General features: G+C 67.7%; 12 protein-coding genes. 6 read left to right on the plus strand and 6 right to left on the minus strand.

The window, feature by feature from the left end:
• Positions 1 to 2 precede the first annotated feature (2 nt).
• The 3 genes from W5W_RS0114250 to W5W_RS0114260 form a co-directional block, all read right to left on the minus strand.
• Positions 3 to 698, minus strand: a complete 696-nt coding sequence (locus tag W5W_RS0114250) for a hypothetical protein (protein WP_008729777.1) — start codon at positions 696 to 698, stop codon at positions 3 to 5.
• Between the two features lie 65 nt (positions 699 to 763).
• Complete coding sequence (locus W5W_RS0114255) at positions 764 to 1,207, minus strand: OsmC family protein (RefSeq protein ID WP_008729842.1); 444 nt, start codon at positions 1,205 to 1,207, stop codon at positions 764 to 766.
• 169 nt (positions 1,208 to 1,376) lie between these two features.
• Entirely contained in the window at positions 1,377 to 1,874 is a 498-nt protein-coding gene (locus tag W5W_RS0114260; RefSeq protein ID WP_017195897.1) for a DUF2505 domain-containing protein, read from the minus strand.
• Between the two features lie 52 nt (positions 1,875 to 1,926).
• Here W5W_RS0114260 and W5W_RS0114265 point away from each other — a divergent pair, with 52 nt between their 5' ends.
• Positions 1,927 to 3,399, plus strand: coding sequence for a sensor histidine kinase (locus tag W5W_RS0114265; RefSeq protein ID WP_017195898.1), 1,473 nt, complete (start codon positions 1,927 to 1,929; stop codon positions 3,397 to 3,399).
• A gap of 97 nt (positions 3,400 to 3,496) precedes the next feature.
• On the opposite strand, the gene W5W_RS0114270 is transcribed toward W5W_RS0114265, so the two are convergent.
• On the minus strand, positions 3,497 to 3,745 hold the full coding sequence (locus tag W5W_RS0114270; RefSeq protein ID WP_008729815.1) for a WhiB family transcriptional regulator: 249 nt from the start codon (positions 3,743 to 3,745) through the stop codon (positions 3,497 to 3,499).
• A gap of 222 nt (positions 3,746 to 3,967) precedes the next feature.
• Positions 3,968 to 7,252, minus strand: a complete 3,285-nt coding sequence (locus tag W5W_RS0114275) for an FtsK/SpoIIIE domain-containing protein (RefSeq protein ID WP_238533370.1) — start codon at positions 7,250 to 7,252, stop codon at positions 3,968 to 3,970.
• 255 nt (positions 7,253 to 7,507) lie between these two features.
• Between W5W_RS0114275 and ligA the strand changes: the two genes are divergently transcribed.
• Positions 7,508 to 9,964 carry an NAD-dependent DNA ligase LigA gene (gene ligA, locus W5W_RS0114280; RefSeq protein WP_050980409.1) on the plus strand — a complete coding sequence of 819 codons (2,457 nt, stop codon included), beginning with the start codon at positions 7,508 to 7,510 and terminating at the stop codon, positions 9,962 to 9,964.
• Positions 9,965 to 10,255: 291 nt separating this feature from the next.
• Here the strand turns inward: ligA and W5W_RS0114290 are convergent, their stop codons facing one another.
• Positions 10,256 to 12,028, minus strand: a complete 1,773-nt coding sequence (locus W5W_RS0114290; protein WP_017195901.1) for a L,D-transpeptidase — start codon at positions 12,026 to 12,028, stop codon at positions 10,256 to 10,258.
• A 404-nt stretch (positions 12,029 to 12,432) separates the two neighbouring features.
• Here W5W_RS0114290 and gatC point away from each other — a divergent pair, with 404 nt between their 5' ends.
• From gatC to W5W_RS0114310, 4 genes are all read left to right on the plus strand, one after another.
• Positions 12,433 to 12,738: an Asp-tRNA(Asn)/Glu-tRNA(Gln) amidotransferase subunit GatC gene (gene gatC, locus W5W_RS0114295; protein ID WP_008729792.1), complete on the plus strand. Its 306-nt coding sequence runs from the start codon at positions 12,433 to 12,435 to the stop codon at positions 12,736 to 12,738.
• Complete coding sequence (gene gatA, locus W5W_RS0114300; RefSeq protein WP_017195902.1) at positions 12,735 to 14,279, plus strand: Asp-tRNA(Asn)/Glu-tRNA(Gln) amidotransferase subunit GatA; 1,545 nt, start codon at positions 12,735 to 12,737, stop codon at positions 14,277 to 14,279. Before gatC ends, gatA begins: the two co-directional genes overlap by 4 nt.
• A complete protein-coding gene (gene gatB / locus W5W_RS0114305) occupies positions 14,276 to 15,772 on the plus strand; it encodes an Asp-tRNA(Asn)/Glu-tRNA(Gln) amidotransferase subunit GatB (RefSeq protein WP_008729790.1) in 1,497 nt (498 codons plus the stop codon). The genes gatA and gatB overlap by 4 nt, the downstream gene beginning before the upstream one ends.
• 298 nt (positions 15,773 to 16,070) lie before the next feature.
• The gene (locus W5W_RS0114310; RefSeq protein ID WP_008729806.1) at positions 16,071 to 17,456 is read left to right on the plus strand and encodes an NAD-dependent malic enzyme; all 1,386 of its coding nucleotides are present in this window, start codon (positions 16,071 to 16,073) and stop codon (positions 17,454 to 17,456) included.
• Positions 17,457 to 17,974: the final 518 nt, after the last annotated feature.

Here is a 17,974-nt window from a genome sequence, read left to right on the forward strand (position 1 = left end):
GCTCACGCGTCGATCACTTCGGCATGGTCGGCATGGTCGGCGAGCTGGGCGGCCGGGCCGAGGGCGGAGCGGGCGCCCTCGATGACCTGGTTGGCCAGGGCCCTGCCTCCGGTCCAGCCGATGGCCGCGCCGATTCCGAAGGGGATGAGGCGCCCCAGCGCCAGGGCCCCGCTCTTGGTGGCCATCCGCTTGGCCATTCGCCGCGTGAGCTCCTTGTTGATGGTCTTGACCGTCGGCAGCGGCATCTGTGCCAGGTACTGCGCCGCCCAGAACAGGGTGGTCAGTCCCAGCGATCCCTGGATCGCCTCGGAGCCCTCGCGTCCGAGCAGCGCGGACATCACCAGGGCGCGGCGCTTGTCCGTGTCGATGACGCGCAGCCCCTGCAGTTCGGCGACGGTGAGTACGTAGGTGACCGCCGACGCCAGGAACACCGCGGTCTGACCGATGGTCAGCGCCGTGGCCGTGCCCGCGCCCACCGCTGGGAACGCGGCTGAGGCTCCGACGGCGCCTGACGACAGGCCGGCCTCGGTCCGGAACCGTGAGGCGGCCATCTCGACGAGTTCGGCATTGTCGGCGCCCGGACGGTCGTGTCGCATACGGGCTATCCGCTCCTCAATGCGGGCGGCGGGGATGTCCAGCGCCTTGTCGAGCGCGCGTTCGAGGGCCGAGCGACTGGCGACGTTCTTCGATGCGGCCATGGGGTACCTCCTGGAGTGGTGCCAACGGGGCAACGGCTACTGGAGCCGGATCCTGATCCGGGCTTCTAGTCCTGGTCGTCGAGCAGGTGCAGGCGCACTCCGGCGCCCTTCTCGATGGTGTGGCCGACTGTGCAGGCGCGCTCGATGGCGGCCTCGACCCGGCCGGTGAGGATGTCTCGCTGCTCGGGGGATAGAGCGGCGAGGTCGGCGATGACCTGGACGTCGAAGTCGGTGTAGCGCTCTTCCTCCTCATTCTTCAAAGTTGCCACGATGACGTTGGCCTCGAAGTCATCGCCCAGGGCCTTCGCCAGGCGGTGATCCGCTGACAGGGTGTTGCAGGTGCCCAGGGCGAGCTTGATGAGTTCGCCGGGGGAGAACTCGCCGGGGCCCATGCCCACGCGCACCTGCGCGCCACGGGCGTTGTGACCCAGATACTGACGGGTTCCGGTGCGCTCGGCCCACACGGAGTTGGTCTCGGTCGGTGTGATGACCTCGGGGTGCTCACTCATGGCGCGATCGTGTCACGTCGCGGGCAAGATGAGCTGAAGGCACGCGCGTGGCGGAATGCGCTCAATCGCATCGAGCCCGCTGGGGCGACGGCGAGCAAGATGCTCAGCCTCACCCCAGCGGGCTCGACGGTTCTGTTTCAATGGGACGTGTGGCCGCCCTGGGCAAGCATCAGTGCGCGGCCAGCCAAGCGGCAGCGCGCGCCTCCTCATCGGCGACGGCGCGGTCGGTCATGGACATCGCCTTCTCCTCGATCTTGTGTCCCACCAGCGGGACACTGACGTTCAGATCGACCTCAATGGTGACCTCAGTGGCATTCTCGCCGGCAGGGCGCATCGCGGTGGTGGCTCCGGCGTTGACCGGCGCGCCCTTGAGAGTGATGTCGATGTCTCCGGTGCGGGCGCCGTCATCAGCGGGCTCGCCCCAGGACTCCGCCAGGGTGAAGGAGATGGTGGAGCGCACGAAGCGCTTGGCGGCGGCGGGGAGACGGCTGGGCGGAACGGACCCGGCGATGGTGGCCACAAAACCCTGGCCGCGGGCGGCCACGTCCACGGTGGCGTCCTCAAGCCCGAAGCGGTCGATACGGCCGCGCTGGTAGTCGGAGTCGGAGAGCATGGTGGCAACGCGCTGGGGATCGGCTGGGTAGGTCATGGAGATGGTTTTCTTCATGGGAGGATCCTGCCATGAGGACCGGCCGCCGCGCCGCCGGTAACATCGGGTTGTGCCCAACCTCCTGTCTCCCTCGACCCGCGGCTCCATCGACCTCCCTGCTGCAGATCTCGACTGGCTCCACCAGCTCATCGCCGATTGGCAGGTCATCGCCGATCTGTCGGTGTCCGACCTGATGCTGTGGATTCGCACCGACACCGGCCGTTTCGTCGCCGCAGCGCATTGCCGGCCCGCCACCGGGGCCACCGTCCACCTCGAGGACGTCATCGGTCGGCGCATGCCCGTTGCTCGCGAGGCCGTGGCGCTGGAGACGCTCACGAGCGTGCAGGTCGTCGTGGCCGCGGATCCGGAGTGGACTGGCACGACTGCTGTGCGGGAGGAGTACGTGCCGGTGGTGCGCGACAGCGAGCCGATCGCCGTCGTCACCCGGGAGACCTCCGTCGGGGTCATGCGCGGCGGGCGAATCGTCCATCAGGCCCAGGAGGACCTCGCCGATGCCCTGTGCCTCATGATCGCCCAGGGCGCCTTTCCGATTCGCGGTGCGGCCACCGGGGTGCGTCATGGCACGCCGCGCGTAGGAGACGGCGTCGTTCGCCTGGATGATGACGGCACCGTGGTGTACGCCTCGCCCAACGCGCGTTCCTGCTTCTACCGTCTGGGACTGACCGACGATATCGACGGGCGCGTGCTCGCTGAGGCCGTCACCGCGATCATCCCCGAGCGCACGCCCGTGGAGGAGACGATGGCGGTTGTGCTCATGGGACGCCAGGCCTGGCTGGCCGAGGTCGAGGCCAGCGGCGTCTTCCTGTCGATTCGCTCCATACCCCTGCGCCGCGACGGCGAGCGCACCGGGGCGCTGCTGCTGGTGCGGGATGTCTCGGAGATCCGACGCCGCGAGCAGGCGCTGCTCAACAAGGACGCCACCATCCGTGAGATCCACCATCGCGTCAAGAACAACCTGCAGACGGTCTCCGCGCTGCTGCGCCTCCAGGGACGCCGCGCCACCAACGATGAGACGCGCGAGGCGCTGGCCGAGGCTGAGCGCCGTGTGGCCACCATTGCCACGGTGCACGCCGCCCTGAGCCAGAACGTGGACGAGACCGTCGACTTCGATGAGGTCTTCGCCTCGGTGCTGCGCGGTGCTGCGGCCGTGGCGACCGCCGGCGGTCGTGTGACCACGCACATCGAGGGCACCTTCGGCGTGGTGCAGGCCGACGCCGCTCAGGCGCTGGCCACTGTGCTCGCCGAGCTGGTGACCAACGCCGTCGAGCACGGGCTCGAGGACTGCGATGGGACCGTGACCGTTACCGCCGAGCGCGACGGTGATGATCTGACCGTCCATGTGATCGACGATGGGGTCGGCTTCGAACCTGGTACAGCGATGACGGGGCTGGGAACCCGGATCGTGAGCACCCTGGTGCACGGTGAGTTGCGCGGCATCATCGACTGGCAGCCCGTGACCGATCCGGCGCGGGGCGGGCACGGCACCGATGTCGTGGTGCGGGCTCGGCTCGCCCCCTCATGATCGCGACGATAGGTGATAGCGACTTGCTCCCATACGAGACGCCCGTCGGATCATCAGAGGCGACGGGCGTAGCGGCTGCGCGAGGGCGGGTGAGGCGTCAGGAGGAGCGGCGGGCACGAGCTGCCCGGCGCTTGAGGGAGCGGCGCTCATCCTCGCTCATGCCTCCCCACACACCAGCGTCCTGACCGTTCTCCAGGGCCCATTTCAAACAGGTGTCGACGACCTCGCAGCGGGCGCACACCTCTTTAGCCTCGGCGATCTGGGCGATGGCCGGGCCGGTGTTGCCGACGGGGAAGAAGAGCTCCGGGTCAACCGTGAGACATGCTGCCTGGCTGCGCCAGTCCATGAGGGCTCCCTTCGAGGCTACGTACCGCGACCGCTCTGCGCCCGTTGTCTCGAGTCATGTGTGAGGATGAGCAACAGGCCGTCGCTTCCTGAGGAAACTTTCACACGCGTGCGCAGGTGTGGCAAGAGTTCAACAGTGAGAGGTGCGTCGACAGCCTGTCATCATGCTCACAGGCGCGAACCTTTGATTCTGAGCGCTTCGAGACCATGGCGCGGCTCGATCTCAGTCAGCGGCCTTACTGGCGTCATTGGTGACCTGAAGCGGAAGCGCACTCGTTCTGGAGATCAGGACTCCTCGCCCCGGGGCCGTCAGCGCCCGCGGATCGACCATCGGCCTCAGGGAGCGCCCCGCCGCTTGTGAGGCCGGGCCGATTCCGGGCCACAGCACAACCAGGTCGCCGCGCTCGCGCAGAGTGGCCAGCGGGCCTCGATAGGTTCCCACGGCACGATCAGTGCTTGCCGAGGCCAGGACCGAGCGCCCGGCCCGCAGGGCCTCCTCCACCTGGGCATGCACGGCCGCCTCGGCCATGTCGAGGTCGTCGACCACCAGGATTTCCTCGTCCGATATCTCACGTAACTCGCGGCGACAGCGCTGTAGCGCACGCAGAGTTGTCGTACGGCCCGACCCCGGCGGCCCGATCACGAGCACGCATCCGCGGGGGACCGGCAGGGGCAGCGCGTCGTCCCCGCCCACTGCCCATGTTCCGGGAGCGGGCGGCACCGCACGGGGGATCGTGGCCAGCCGATGCGTCGGGCGCGCCGGAGCCCTCCTGGGCGCGCGCGGAATAACGACCTGGGCGGTCAGGGCGTGCTCCGCATCGGTGGCTCCGTCGAGGATCACGCCCCGTCCGGGGCTCGAACCCGTCACCACTCCGCGCGGCAGACCCGCGACTGCGGCCTGAGCGGGCTGCGGCGCTCCGAGCACCAGGTGCAGTCCGATCCGGGCTGCCCACCTCGCTCCGGCCATGGCCAGCGGAGCGGTCAGGACCAGCCCTGTGCGCGTTGCGGGGGCCGTGCGCACAACGATCTCGAGCAGGGCCTGCCCCTCACCCGGGCCCAGCACCTCGTCCACGGCGGACGTCATCGCGTCGACATCGTCGATGACGAGCAGTTCGCCGGCCAGCTCCCCGGACACCGCGAGCGACCACAGTCGCGCCAGACGCCGCGGATCCTCCGGTCCGACAACAGTGCCCAGGCCAGGACCGGTGATCGCCGCCAGTTGAGGGGGCATCGCCCCTGCCACGCACAGCGATACCGCTAGGTTCGTCTCCAGAGCCGAGGTCACCACTGTGAGCGCCGTTGTCGTGCGCCCCGAGCCCGGTGAGCCGAAGACTCCTAGGGGCCGGTCCACGGACCAGCGCCAGTGCCCCAGCCGTTGCTCCCGGGGGTGGTCGGTGGCGGCCAGAATCGGACCGTCGGCAGGGCTCGTGGCCGGGCCCAGTGCCGCCGCTTCTTCCGCACTGATGGACGTCGGCAGGGGCGGAGCCCAGGGGCGCCACGGCGGGGAGGAGTTCTTGGTGGCGGCACGCACCTCGGCCACGAGCGCCTCCAGGTGCGACGTGCTCCCGCACCAGGGGGCTTGAGCCGGTCCGCCCTCATCGGCGGGATCCGAGCCCACGACCAGGACACGCCCGGGATGCGGCTCGAGGGCTGCGGCGCCGTCGTGGCCCAGGACGTCACGCGAGTCCCCGGCATCAAGGACTCTTAGGCATACGCGCAGCGTCGTATTGGCACGAATGACCGGTGAAACTGCTCCTGCGGGCCGCTGTGTGGCCAGGATCAGGTGGATTCCCAGGCTGCGGCCCTGGGCGGCCACACGCACGAGGGAATCCAGGATATCGGGATGCTGACTCGCGAGCGTGGCGAACTCGTCGACCACCACGACGAGTCTGGGTGGTGCCTGGACCGAGGATGTCGAGCCCCTTGTCGAGCCCTTCGCCGGGCCCATTGTTGAGCTCAGCGCCGTCACGTCCTTCGCGCCGGCCCGGGCCAGAAGCCGCTCACGGCGCTGCACTTCAGCCTCCAGGGAGGCGAGTGCCCGGGCGGTCGCCGCCGGATCGAGGTCGGTGAGCACCCCAGCGGTGTGAGGCAGATCGGCCAGCGGCCCGAACGCGGCCCCTCCCTTGTAATCGACCAGAATCAGGGCGAGGCGCGAGGGCGGCAGATCGAGGGCGAGCTGGAACAGCCAGGCGATCAGCAGCTCGGACTTGCCCGATCCGGTTGTGCCCGCCACGAGCGCATGCGGGCCGTCACTGACCAGATCGGCGCGCACCGCCCCCTCGCCGCGGATTTGGTGCATTCGGCGCATTCCGAGCACTGCCGGGAGCGCGTCGGGCCCACCGCGGGACTGCTTGAGGCGCCAGTGCGCCCCGATCCCGTCACGATCCACCCTTCCGGTGACGTCCTCCAGAACGACGTCGTCAGGTAGCGCGCTGTCATCGAGAGCGCTTTCCGCGGTGATCCCGATGAGCTCGCATGCCGCCTCCCACCAGCGATCGCTCAGGATCGGAAGGTTCGCCGGGGCGGCGCGCACGGTGCCGGCTCGCCCCGGCGGGGCTCCGGAAGCGACCAGTAGCTCCGCGCCGTGCACGGCCGCCTCACGACCCCAGACGAGGCGATATCCCTGGTCGGTCACGGTGATGCGCGCTTGTCTCCTGGCTGCAAGCTGGGCGATCCACCACCGCGCCGCGGTCTGTGCGCCTGGGCCGGTCAGCGCCGTGCGCTGGCCGGGGGACAGGTCGAGCAGCTCAGTGCGTCTACGGTGCCATAGCCAGGCGGAGCGCGGACCCTCGGCTGCGGCGCTACCCGCCCGGTCATCAGAGTGCACGGCCAGCGACAACAGCAGGGAGGCCGGGTCGGGTGTCCGCTTGTGCCAGCCTGTTCCTCTTGTCCTCCTGCTGCGGCCGTGATCGCCGCCGGGGAGCATCGACCCCAATCGCATCACGGCCATCAACACCATGGGCGCCATGGCCAGTAACCCGTATGCGCCCCGCCCCGTCATGCGCATGGCGGCAACCGCCACGATGAGGAGTATGAGCATGCCGGGAATCATCGCCATGCGCATCCAGCGGTTCCGGGAGCGCTTGGCGGGGGCTGGGACCGTGAGGTTGCGGGGTCGGCGTCGCAGCTCCAGGACGGTGTCGCCCACCAGGATGAGCGCGCCTTCACGGCAACGGGCTGGGCGGGCTCCCAGCCCCCGCCACCAGAACCGCCGGCGTACACGGGTGCCGTTGGCCGATCCGGCATCGTTGATGCGTACCGCCCGGGCTTCGACAGTGACCGTCAGGTGGCGCCGCGATACGGCGGGGTCGGTCAGGACCTCGCCACGGCCGAGCGCACCTTTCGTCGGCACCGGCAGGATCAGTCCCGCATCCGGTCCCGCGAGTACTGCCAGATGCCAGAGTCGCGATAAAGCATCTTTGGCAGCCCGAGTGCTCGCATGCGGCACCTCGGCCGCCGATTCGCGCACGGGGCTGTGAGTGAGGGCGGCGGGGGAGGACGGGGGCATGACATGAGAGTGACCCAGCCGGTGCACTGCGCGCAGAGGGGTTGTGATCGGGGGAGCCCTGCTTATGCACGAACATGGCTTGTGGAGCCCGGTGCGCGGATGCCGCCGTCATCATCCGGCCCTCGAGTTCCACCGGGCTCTCCGGCGGCTCCGATGACCCACGATTACGACTGCTGATGCCGTTGTCCTGAGCGTGCCACGGATGAGCCCTTCACTGATGGGTGCGCAATCCACATCGGGTTGGGATGAGAGATGATGTGCCTCATGACTGATGATCCCGCCGGACAGGTGCGCGACGATGCCCCCGCTCTGAACTCCGTTCCCGTGGCTGCCCGCACCCGTTGGACTGAGCTCGTGCGCGAGATCGAGCGCGCCCGAGACGCCTACTACGTCGCCGTAGACGCCCAGAGTCCTTGGTCAGATGCCGAATACGACGCGATGTACCGCGAACTGGAGGCCCTTGAGGCCGCGCACCCGGCACTGGTCCTGCCCGATTCCCCGACACGGACAGTGGGCGGACGCGCCGCCACCGACTTCGCCGAGGTCCAGCACCACGAGCACCTTTACTCCCTGCAGGATGTCTTCAGCCTCGAAGAGGTCGAGAAATGGGTCGAGCGCATCGTGGCGACGACTGAGCTGCCCGATTCTGAGCTGCCCATGACCGCCGAGGTCAAGATCGACGGCCTGGCAGTGGCACTGACCTATGAGCACGGCGTGCTGACCCGTGCTGCAACGCGCGGTGACGGAATCGTGGGCGAGGACGTCACCGGTAACGTGCGCACCATCGATTCGGTGCCGCTGATCCTGGCGGGGGAGTCTCACCCCACGCTGCTGGAGGTCCGCGGCGAGGTCTACTTCCCGGTAGAGGAATTCAACGCTTTCAACGAGAAGCGCCGCACGGAGAATCTTGAGCGGCAGGCCCAGGGACTCCCGTTGCTGCAAGTCTTCGCCAATCCCCGCAATGCTGCGGCCGGCTCGCTTCGGCAGAAGAATCCTGCGGTGACGGCCTCGCGCCCTCTGGCCATGATCGCTCACGGTATCGGTGCCTTCATCTCCGGCCCGGGGGAGGAGCCGCCGGTCGAGCAGCATGAGTGGTACGACCTGCTGTCCCGTTGGGGACTGCCTGTATCCCGCTACAACAGGGTCGTGCGCGGGCGCGCCGAGCGGGAGGCCTACATCGCGCATTACTCGGACCATCGCCATGATCTCATCCATGAGATCGACGGGATCGTCTTCAAGCTCGATTCGCGCTCTCTCCAGGCCGATCTCGGATACACATCCCGCGTTCCCCGGTGGGCGACCGCATACAAGTACCCGCCCGAGGAGGTGCGCACGCGCCTGCTCGACATCGACGTCCAGGTCGGGCGTACCGGGCGCGTCACCCCTTTCGGAATCATGGAGCCGGTGCTCGTTGCCGGGTCCACCGTCTCGCGCGCCACGCTTCATAACGCCACCGAGGTGGTGCGCAAGGGAGTGCGCATCGGCGACCTCGTCGTGCTGCGCAAGGCCGGCGATGTCATTCCCGAGATCGTCGGGCCCGTCACTGAGGCGCGTGACGGCACTGAGAGGGCTTTCGTCATGCCCGAGCACTGCCCTTCATGTGGCACTTCGCTCGCTCCGGCCAAGGAGGGCGATGTCGACCTGCGCTGCCCCAATACGCGCTCCTGCCCGGCCCAGTTGACCGAGCGGGTGGTTCACATCGGTTCGCGCGGGGCGCTTGACGTCGAGGGTTTGGGCGATGAGGCCGCTGCCGCTCTGACCCAGCCCGATGCAGGGCGCGAGGAGGCCCTGGCGGCTCTAGCCGCCGGGCATTTCTTGGAGACTGAGAGAGGCAGATTGCGCATTCCCGATGCTGAGATAGAGGCGCTGCCGCCCTCGGAGCGGATCGATGCGGCGCGTCGACTCCTGGAGAGCGCGGGTGTGCAGGAGCAGTCCCCAGTGCTCACCGGAGAGGGAGGCCTGTTCGACGTGGTGGTTGACGATCTGCGCGAGGTGATGGTCTACCGCCGGATCGCCAGGCGGGGGAAGCCCACGGAAGACTGGCGTCTGTCTCGTTTCTTCTGGTCCAAGCAGAGCTACAACCAGGATGGGAGTGTGAAGAAGCCGACCGCTGCCGGCAAGAACGCCACCACGATGCTCGCTCAACTGGCCGCAGCGAGGTCACGGCCGTTGTGGCGTGTCCTGGTGGCGTTGTCGGTACGGCACGTGGGGCCGACGGCGGCGCGAGCCCTCGCCGATTGCTTCGGCTCGCTGGAGGCGCTTCGCGAGGCCAGCACGGAGGACCTGTCCCAGGTTGACGGGGTCGGGCCGACCATCGCCGCTTCCTGGGAGCAGTGGCTCGCCGTGGATTGGCATCGACAGCTTCTGGAACGTTGGGCCGCAGCAGGCGTGCGCACCGCTGATGGATCCGCCCAGGCGGATTCTGGACAGGCGCATACGCTGTCGGGACTGACCATTGTCGTGACCGGCACTTTGGAACGCTTCACCCGCGATGGCGCCAAGGAGGCGATCGTCTCGCGTGGTGGCAAGGCCGCCGGGAGCGTGTCGAAGCGTACGAGCTTCGTGGTCGTCGGCGAGAACGCGGGGTCGAAGGAGGCGAAGGCTCGAGAGCTGGGCTTGACTGTCCTCGACGAGAATGCCTTCGAGCGGCTCCTGGCAGACGGACCCGACGCTGTGACTCCTGGAGCAACTCCTGGACAGCCCGCCGAATGACCATCCCCTTCTAGAGCTCTCCTGCTCTTCACGCTCTTCACGCCGAGATCGGTCCGGTTCCGCGCCGAGATCGGTCCGGTTCCGCCGCGAGATCGGTCCGGTTCCGGCTCGAGATCGGTCCAAACCCGCTCAGCGCGGAGAACCTGCGGGATCTACAAGCGGAGGAGCGCGAGTGCGTGAAAGGGCTTCTGCTGTAGAAATGGCCCGCCACCACAGCATGTGGGCGGCGGGCCAGTTCCGTTGTGATGATTCGAGCGAGTCGAGTGAGAAGGCGATTCTGAGGATCAGCTCTCAGAAGTGACTGGTGACTGTCGTGCCTTTCTCCGCCCAGTTGTAGATCCAGTGGGCCTCATCCACCGGCATGTTGAGGCAGCCGTGCGAGTCGGAGTACCCGAAGCTGCTCCTCCAGTACGCGCCGTGGAGTGCGTAGCCCTGATAGAAGTACGAGATCCACGGCACGTTTTCGGTCTCGTAGTTCGAGCCATCGGCATTCTCTCCGCGCATCGTCTGCGTCTCGTTCTGCTGGTAGATGCGGTAGGTGCCGGTCACGGTCGGAGTTGCGGCTGCGCCGTCCACGACGCTGACAGGCCCATGGACGACCGTGGCCCCCTCGTAAGCGGTCACGGTCTTGCTCGACAGATTGATATCGATCCACTTCTCGCCGTCGGTGGCCTGGTAGGGCAGGTTCTCCGCACCAGCGGCGATCTTGCGCTCCTCCCAGGTTGCTTTGAGCTCCTTGGTCTCGAAGGAGCCGGAGTAGGACTTCCCGCCGGAGAGCGCGTCGACGATACCTTCATCGACCGTATCCGCGTTGGTGACCTCACGGCCGTCGACCGCGTCGACGCTGATGGCCACCTCCTTGCCCTGCGAATCGACGTTGCGCTTGCCGGTGACCGGCTCCTCGTTGACGTCCTCGACCTGAGCGTCGACCCACTCCGAGACCTTGCTGCTGTTCACGCTGATCGTCGGAGCTGCGGACTCGCTTGCGGTCACCGTGATCCACGAGGCCTTCGTGGCATTGTCGGCGGTGTAGGACTCGTCGTCGGCACCGGTCACCGTGACATCCTGCGTCACCCACCCATTGGCCTTGTCGGCAACAGTCTGCGCATCGGCATCGGAGACGGCGGGGGCCTTGGTCTCGTAGGTCACCGAGACGTCGGCGGACGACAACGAGGTCGCAGCGGTGGCGGCGGCATTCTTCAGGGCATCCGAGTCCACGCTGGTGCCCTCGGAGCCCGGTGAGACCACGAACGTGGTGTTCTCGTCGTCGAGCGTGATGCTTGCATTGCGAGCGACGGCCTGATCCGCCGGGATGAGGGACTCGGCGTAGGCCGTGGTGACGGAGTCGTCGGTGGTTGTGACCACCGTGACCTGCCCATCGGACAAGAGGGCCGTGAAGCGGTCCGGCACGCTCTCACCGCGTGCCATCACCGTGTCGGCGGTCGCCTCGGCATCAATGGTTGTCCCCAGATCCGCTAGCGTGGCGGTGGTGGTCACATCCCCGCTGATATTGACGCTGGCGTTGCCGGCCTTGTTCTTGATGGCGTCGACGATGTCGTCGCGGCTCATCCCGGCGACGTCCATCCCCGCGACCGTCGTTCCGGGCACGGCGACATCCTCGTAGTGGGCCGCGTAGGCGTATCCGCCCGCGCCGACGCAGACCAGCAAGAGTGCGCCTGCGCCGGCCAACATGGGCCACCGGCGATGGCGCTTGGCGGAGGCGATGTGAGGGGCGGCTGCCGCAGGAGCGACGGGGGCGGCCGCGGGGGCTTCGAAGCCGTTCGAGGGAGCCTCGGCGACGGGTGGCAGCCCTGCGAATCCGGGGAATCCTGGCTCCCCTTCATGAGCCCCGGGGGCGGGCGCGATCGCATCGGCCGCGACCGGGTTGCTCTCAGCCGAGCCGCTCTCGGCACCACTGGCGGGCGTCGGCGTTGTAAAGGCCGACTCGGGGGTCGGCCCCGAGCTCGGGGACGTGTGAGTTGGGAGCGCAGGGGCCGTGGCTTCAGCGGCTGAGGGAGGGCTCATCACGGTAGTCGCGCCGTAGGAGGCGCTTTCGGCGGACATGTTGCCTCCCGCTGACGCCTCTGACGCAGGCGCATCGTTCGGAGGCGGCATCTCCTCGACCACCGGTGGCGAGCCAGGGGTGAAGTCTTCCGTAGGCATTGATCCTCGTCCTGAGCAGCGCGCATGCGGCCGCCCTGTCATGGCTCCCGTCCGGTTCTGAGAGCTTTGGGCTCCATGACAGCGGTCGGTCGTTGGAATGTCAACGGTAAGTACTGCCCATGTCATGTGACCTCACGCATGAACGTTGAAATTACAGCGTTCCGCAGATGAAATATCCCGGTGAGAGGTGCTTGTGCGACACGCCGTTGTCAGGTTCGGCCCACTGGCACCGGCCGGTCGGGGACTGCTCTCACGATGTGTCCGGATGGGGCCGCGGCTTGGATGCACCCGGATACACTCTGCCCATGTCTGCCATCTCCTCCGACGAGGTCGCCCGTGTTGCGGCGCTCGCGCGGGTGGCGCTGAGCGAGGAGGAGGTGACGCGTCTGGCCGGCGAGCTGGACGCCGTCGCCTCGTCCTTCGCCCGGGTCACCAGCGTTGTGACGCCCGACCTGCCCGCCACCTCGCACCCCGTGCCCCTGAACAATGTGCTTCGAGAAGACGCACCCGGCCCGACGCTCGACGTCGATGAGCTACTCTCCGGCGCTCCCGCGGCCGAGGACTCCATGTTCCTCGTCCCCCAGATCCTGGGGGAGGACTCCGCCTCATGAGCACCACCGGGACGAATCCACTGATCCGCCGCTCGGCCGCCGAGCAGGCGGCCGCCCTCGCGGCCGGGGAGGTCTCCTCGCGAGAACTCACCGCTGCCCACCTGGAGCGCATCGAGGCGGTCGACGGCGCCGTCAACGCCTTCCTCGACATCGATGCCGAGCGGGCCCTCGCCCAGGCCGACGCCGCGGACGCCGAGCGGGCCGAGGCGGCCCGGGACGGCCGTCAGATGCCCGAGCTCACCGGCGTGCCCGTGGCCGTCAAGGACCTCATCGTCACCCGCGGGCAGGTCACCACTGCCGCGTCCAAGATCCTCCAGGGCTGGGTGCCGCCCTACGACGCCACCCTGGTGCGCAACCTGCACGCCGCCCACACCCCGATCCTGGGCAAGACCAACCTGGATGAGTTCGCCATGGGCGGCTCCACCGAGCACTCCGCCTTCGGCCGGACCTCCAACCCGTGGGACCTGGGCCGCATCCCCGGGGGCTCCTCAGGGGGATCGGCCGCCGCCGTCGGGACGTTCGAGGCGCCGCTGGCCGTGGGCACCGACACGGGCGGATCGATCCGCCAGCCCGCCGCCGTCACCGGGACCGTGGGAGTCAAGCCCACCTATGGGACGGTCTCCCGCTTCGGCGTCATCGCCATGGCGTCCTCGTTGGACACCCCCGGCCCCATGGCCCGCACCGTGCTGGACACCGCCCTCCTCCACGACGTCCTGGCCTCCCACGACCCGCTTGACTCCACATCCCTGGCGGACGCGCCGCGCGGTATGGCCGGAGTCGTGCGCGCCGCCCAGGAGGGACGCGACCTGAGCGGGCTTCGCGTGGGCGTCATCGCCGAGCTCGACGGCGGCGAGGGCTACCACGACGGCGTCGTCGCCTCCTTCCACAGCGCCCTGGAGCTGCTTCAGGCCGCCGGGGCACAGATCGAGACCGTCTCCCTGCCGCATCTGGAGTACGCGCTGGACGCCTACTACCTCATCATGCCCGCCGAGGCCTCCTCCAACCTGGCCCGCTACGACGGCATGCGCTACGGCCTGCGGGTCGAGCCCGCCGAGGGCCCCGTCACCGCTGAAACCGTCATGGCGGCCACCCGCGGCGCCGGCTTCGGCGACGAGGTCAAGCGGCGCATCATCCTGGGCACCCATGTACTGTCCGCCGGCTATTACGATGCCTACTACGGCTCGGCTCAGAAGGTGCGCACCCTCGTTCAGCGCGACTTCGCCGCCGCCTGGGACAAGGCGGACATCCTGGTCTCGCCCACTGCCCCGGTGACGGCCTACCGATTCGGGGAGAAGGACGACCCTCTGGCCATGTACAAGCTGGACGTCACCACGATCCCGGCGAATCTTGCGGGCGTGCCCGGCATGAGCCTGCCCTCGGGCCTGAGTGACGACGGGCTGCCGGTCGGCTTCCAGATCCTGGCGCCGCAGCGGGCCGATGACCGGCTCTACCGCGCCGGCGCGGTCCTGGAGGCCGCACTCGAGGAGACATGGGGGGCGCCGCTGCTGTCGCGGGCCCCCGAGCTGGAGGAGGCACGATGAGCCAGACGCTGATGGACTACGACGAGGCGGTGCGCCGCTACGACCCGGTCCTGGGACTGGAGGTGCACGTCGAACTGGGCACGGCCACCAAGATGTTCGACGCCGCCCCCAACATCTTCGGCGCGCAGCCCAACACGATGGTCACCCCTACCTCGGTGGGCCTGCCCGGCGCACTGCCCGTGGTCAATGCCCGGGGGGTGGAGTACGCCATCCGCATCGGCCTGGCACTGGGGTGCGAGATCGCCGAGTCCTGCCGCTTCGCCCGGAAGAACTACTTCTACCCGGACCTGGCCAAGGACTTCCAGACCTCCCAGTCCGATGAGCCGATCGCCCACGATGGTGCCCTGGAGATCGAGTTGGAGGACGGCTCCTTCTTCACGATCCCGATCGAGCGGGCCCATATGGAGGAGGACGCCGGGAAGAACACCCACGTGGGCGGTGCCGACGGACGCATCGAGGGCGCCAGCCACTCCCTGGTGGACTACAACCGCGCAGGCGTCCCCCTGGTGGAGATCGTCACCCGCCCCATTGAGGGCGCGGGTGCCAGGGCCCCCGAGGTCGCGGCAACCTACGTGCGCACTCTTCGCGACATCTTCCGGGCGCTTGGCGTCTCCGAGGCGCGCATGGAGCGCGGCAATGTGCGCGCCGATGTCAATGTGTCTCTGCGCGAGTCCCCGGACGGCCCTCTGGGGACGCGCACCGAGACGAAGAATGTCAATACTTTCCGCGGGATCGAGCAGGTCGTCCGCTATGAGATCCAGCGCCAGGCCGCGATCCTTGCCGCCGGAGGCGAGGTGCTGCAGGAGACTCGCCACGGTCAGGCCGATGGCACTACCCGTGCCGGTCGTGTGAAGTCCGATGCCGATGACTATCGCTACTTCCCCGAGCCGGATCTCGTGCCCGTGGCGCCCAGCCGGGAGTGGGTCGAGACGATTCGCGCCTCGCTCCCGGAGATGCCGGCCGCCAAGCGCCGTCGTCTCAAGAAGGAGTGGCAGCTGGCCGACGATGAGATGCGCGACGTGGTCAACGCCGGTGCACTTGAGCTCATTGAGGCCACAGTGCTTGCCGGTTCGAGCGGTCAGTCCGCCCGCAAGTGGTGGATGGGCGAGCTCGCCCGCGCAGCCAAGGATCGTGAGGTCTCCCTTGAGGAGCTGCCGGTATCGCCGGAGCAGGTGGCCGAGCTGCAGGGCCTGGTGGATTCCGGGCGGCTGACCGACAAGCTGGCCCGCCAGGTGCTTGACGGCGTGCTGGCAGGCGAAGGCGGGCCGAGCGCAGTCGTCGAGGCGCGTGGACTCGAGGTCGTTTCGGACGATTCGGCTCTTCTGGCCGCCGTCGATGAGGCCCTGGCGGCTCAGCCCGATGTTGCCGAGAAGATTCGAGGCGGCAAGGTCAAGGCGGCTGGCGCGATTGTGGGTGCGGTCATGAAGGCGACCCGTGGTCAGGCTGATGCCCGGCGTGTGCGTGAGCTCGTGATGGAGCGGGTTGCTCGTTAGATCAGTTGCGATCCGCTCCCCATATATCGCCGTCACCGAGATCGTTTCGGCTCCGCATCGAGGCCGGTCAGATGCGCCTGGAAGTAATCGATGCCGCTGTGGGGCCGATGCGTCTTCCGCGCGAGTTCTGTGCGGGGCGCGTCGGCCTCACGCGCTGTCTCATGGAGCGGTCCTCCCGGGGCCTTCCAACTGCGCACTGGCGATAAAGTTTCTTCGTCGAATACCGACTGCTACCGACTGCATGATGACTCGTGCCCGGTCCGCCGACCGGTCTCCGTCCTCCCGAAGGAACACATATATGGCTCAGCCCAGCCCCAGTTACACCGTTGCCCTGCACTTGGAGGTCCCTGCCTCGCAGAAGGCCGTCACGACCCTCGTTGACACCGCCTCGGCGACCGGCGCGATCGTCAACGGCGTGGATGTCGCAGACACCGACGGCGATACGCTCGTCGTCGACCTGACCGCCGACACTCGAGACTCCAAGCATCGCGCCGAGCTTGTCGAGGCTCTCGGAGCGATTGATGGTGTGGTCGTCCACAATGTCGGTGATTCCACGTTCATGGCCCATGTTGGTGGAAAGATCTCAACGGCTTCGAAGTACCCCATCCACAACCGGCGCGACCTGGCCCGTGTGTACACCCCGGGTGTTGCCCGCGTGTGCAAGGCGATCTATGACCACCCCGAGCGTGCCCGCCAGCTCACTATCAAGAAGAACACGGTCGCCGTTGTCACCGATGGCACCGCGGTTCTGGGCATGGGCGACATCGGTCCCTCTGCCGCCATGCCGGTCATGGAGGGCAAGGCCGTGCTCTTCAAGCAGTTCGGCGACGTCGATGCCTGGCCGGTCGCCCTGGATACGAAGGACCCTGAGGAGATCATCTCGATCGTCAAGGCGATCGCCCCGGCCTACGGGGGCATCAACCTGGAGGACATCGCTGCGCCCAAGTGCTTCGACATCGAGGCACGCCTGCGCGAGGAGCTCGACATCCCGGTCTTCCACGATGACCAGCACGGCACCGCGATCGTCACTCTTGCGGCCCTCATCAATGCCCTGAAGATCGTCGGGAAGAAGATCGAGGATGTACGCATCGTCCTGTCCGGCGTCGGTGCTGCGGGCAATGCCATCGCCAAACTCCTGATGGCCCACGGAGCCACCGATATTGTCGGCTACGGCCGTACGGGGGCCCTGTCCAGCGAGGACACCGAGGGCATGAACGAGCACCGCAAGTGGCTGGCGGAGAACACCAACCCCCGCAAGGTGACCGGATCCCTCAAGGAGGGGCTCAAGGGCGCCGACGTCTTCATCGGCGTCTCCTCCGGCAATCTGCTGGAGCCCGCTGACCTGAAGGCCATGAACGAGGGCGCCATCGTCTTCGCGATGGCCAACCCGACGCCCGAGGTCGATCCCATCGGAGCGGCGGACTATGCCGCCGTCGTGGCCACCGGACGCAGCGACTTCCCCAACCAGATCAACAATGTGCTGGCCTTCCCAGGGCTGTTCCGCGGTCTGCTCGACACGGGCATCACCAACATCTCCGTCGAGCTTCTGCGGGCTGCGGCCACCGGCATCGCCGGTGTGATCGAGGAAGACGAGGTCAAGCCGGTCTACATCATCCCTGGAGCCTTCGACACCCGTGTCGCCAGTGCGGTTGCTAAGGCCGTCCGCAAGTTCGCCGAACGGTGAGTCTGAGTCGATGAAGCGCCGTTGAGGTCGGACGGTCGGACCGGCGGATACGCGCGTACATCGCTGTTTCTGCGTCGCAAGTGATCGTCTCAGGGCATGTGCTTGCAGGTGGGCTGCTTCGGAGCCGCCGACACCCGTCCATCAGATGTCGGCCAGATGCCGGCGTTATTGTGGCTTGCGTCCCCGGTCGGACGGTGCGTCCGACCGGGGACCGTACATATGTCGACCCGCCACAGAACATGTCGGACGTCATAGATGAAGGCCGTTGACCGTTTTGTCGTCAATCCATTAGCGTACTCCGCGCTGCCGGATGCGTCACTAGGGCGTCGATGGCAGTGCCGGGGATCCTGCAGGGATGGCTCGAGCGTGATGTCGCACGTTCGTACCAATGGTCGGGACCTCTTGGGAGAGCGGGATCACGGATTCTGGATTTGACCAAGAGAAAACGACCTGCCTAAAGTATTCCAGTCGCCTTGAGTGATCAGCAGGTAAATTTTTCATCTGCTTGTTCTGCTTGT

It is taken from the genome of Actinomyces massiliensis 4401292, assembly GCF_000269805.1.
Taxonomy (GTDB): domain Bacteria; phylum Actinomycetota; class Actinomycetes; order Actinomycetales; family Actinomycetaceae; genus Actinomyces; species Actinomyces massiliensis.